The 350-nt window shown below is 42.0% G+C and carries 1 protein-coding gene; it reads right to left on the reverse strand.

From position 1 onward, the window contains the following. The coding region (locus HMPREF3265_RS06435) for a relaxase/mobilization nuclease domain-containing protein (protein WP_176746620.1) at positions 1 to 350 on the reverse strand (350 nt) is incomplete at both ends.

Consider the following 350-nt stretch of genomic DNA (forward strand, 5'->3'; position numbering starts at 1 on the left):
TGTATTAGGGTCAGCAATCGCTTTTTCTGTTTGTATATAACGTAAGCGTGCTGTGTCTTTCTCTGGCACACTTAAACCATGTTCCAAGCAAACCTCGTCATTGGAGTCTCTGACATTACGTAAGGCTTGTTTATTGTTATTGAATTTCTTACCTGTCTCGAGGTCAACTGAATTGATCACGATATGATTGTGTACATGGTCTGTATCGGCATGCGTATAGACCGCCACTTGATGATTCGGTGTGAGCTTTTCAGCGAGTGCTAATCCTAATTGATTACATTGTTCGGGCGTGACTTCGCCAGGTTTAAATGATTGGATAATGACATGGCCTTCATTACCCCCTGTTTTAC

The organism is Staphylococcus sp. HMSC62B09 (genome assembly GCF_001839115.1).
GTDB lineage: Bacteria > Bacillota > Bacilli > Staphylococcales > Staphylococcaceae > Staphylococcus > Staphylococcus haemolyticus.